General features: G+C 42.6%; 3 protein-coding genes and 1 pseudogene. 3 read left to right on the top strand and 1 reads right to left on the bottom strand.

Annotation, left to right across the window (positions count from 1 at the left end; translation table 11 throughout):
* From J3L11_RS19710 to J3L11_RS18735, 3 genes are all read left to right on the top strand, one after another.
* Window positions 1–115 (top strand): IS3 family transposase (locus J3L11_RS19710; protein WP_347566507.1); only part of this gene is annotated, 115 nt, incomplete at its 5' end.
* A 19-nt stretch (window positions 116–134) separates the two neighbouring features.
* Window positions 135–326, top strand: coding sequence for a hypothetical protein (locus J3L11_RS18740; protein ID WP_207571972.1), 192 nt, complete (start codon window positions 135–137; stop codon window positions 324–326).
* Window positions 327–384: 58 nt separating this feature from the next.
* Window positions 385–645, top strand: a complete 261-nt coding sequence (locus J3L11_RS18735) for a hypothetical protein (protein WP_207571971.1) — start codon at window positions 385–387, stop codon at window positions 643–645.
* Between the two features lie 218 nt (window positions 646–863).
* Here J3L11_RS18735 and J3L11_RS18730 read toward each other — a convergent pair.
* Window positions 864–1,575 (bottom strand): annotated as a pseudogene (locus J3L11_RS18730) (IS5 family transposase); the annotation flags it as partial.

Below are 1,575 nucleotides of genomic sequence, written 5' to 3'. Positions count from 1 at the left end.
TTATATTGAGATGTTTTACAACCCGAAACGACAGCATAGTTCCAATGATGGACTATCACCGTTAGAGTATGAACGTCAGTATTTTAATGAGGCTAAAAGTCGTCTAGTGAAGTAGTGGCGATTCAGTATATGGAATGTTTGAGACAACTCTGGAGCGAGCACTTTGGACATTAAGTGAGAAAGATGTAGCAGGAGAGCGCCCTTTTACCGAAAAAATGACTACAGAAGCACAATTCAAAATGTTGGCAGAAGGCAGTTCAAAGCTTTCCGAAAAATGCAACTCAATATTGAAAACAGCAGCTGATACGGCATATAGATCTCAATGACTACCGCAATAGTCTTGTTCATGGCTATTTGCTGTCTTATGGACCTGAACACTCACCAATGTTCATGAAAAATCCTCGGTGGTTTGGTGAGAAAAGAAATAAGGCGACTGGTGATGCTCACATTGAAAAGCCTTTTCAAGATCTTGTTCTTATTGCAGTATGGAGTCTGTTTTTAGTTGTCCGAAATGTAGAAAGAGTCTTCACTGAACATACCTCCCAACAAGCGATCGAAGAGATGAAGGAAGATATCGACCGAGCAAGAAGCTATGCCAACGAAACTCGTCATCTCAGCTATCTCATGAATCACGAAAAAAACTAAACATAAGCATCACCTAACAGCTGATATTTTCATATTGGACGCGAGATGTATTTAGCTTGTAGTTTTCTTTCTTGGTACATATTAGCTCATTATCTAACAAATAATTATGTCATCTTATGGTTATATTTTATGTCAGCTTATGGTTTAAGTGATTTAGTAACTTATTGATATGTAGTATAGTGGTATGGCGGTTTATGGTTATATCGACAATTCAGACCGTTATAATTTCGCAGGCTTAATCTGCCACCGAGTAGTTGCTTAATCCTGTACATGGCAGTTTCTGAGATTGACCGACGATGGTAACCATACCGTTTTTTCCACTGCTTATTTGAACCATGTAGCTGTTGCCAACTGACCGCTAAGTTACGCGGATGCCCTTGTTCCCAGAGTGCAGCACCTTCTCTCGGTGGAATGAGTACCAAGGCGCGTTTTCTCCGAACGGTATCGTGACAGGCTCTTGTGTCGTAAGCACCATCACCTGAGATATTGCGGATTTTCCGATGGGTTTGCTTGAGCAAATTCGGCATGACTTCGGCGTCTGTTACACCGGATAAACTCAGTTCTGCGGCGATGATTTCATGGCTATGCGTATCCACAGCAATATGCAGCTTACGCCACACTCGACGCTTGCCATCTGTGCCATGTTTTTTCACTTTCCACTCGCCTTCGCCGTAAACCTTTAAGCCCGTCGAGTCGATAGCCAAGTGCTCAATGGTGCCGCGAGTCTTGGTTTTAAAAGCAATATTGACCGTTTTTGCACGTTTGCTGATGCAAGTATAATGTGGGCAAGTAAGTGGTACCTAGGCGAGTTGAAATACCGAATTAATAAAGCCTTGCAACGCTCGCAGTGGCATAGCGAAAACACGTTTAACCATCAGCGCTGTGGTAATGGCTAAGTCGCTAAATACGCGAGGGCGACCTTTTCCAAGT

The organism is Shewanella sp. 4t3-1-2LB (genome assembly GCF_017368415.1).
Lineage (GTDB): Bacteria > Pseudomonadota > Gammaproteobacteria > Enterobacterales > Shewanellaceae > Shewanella > Shewanella fodinae.
This window is presented reverse-complemented; position numbering and strand designations above follow the sequence as displayed.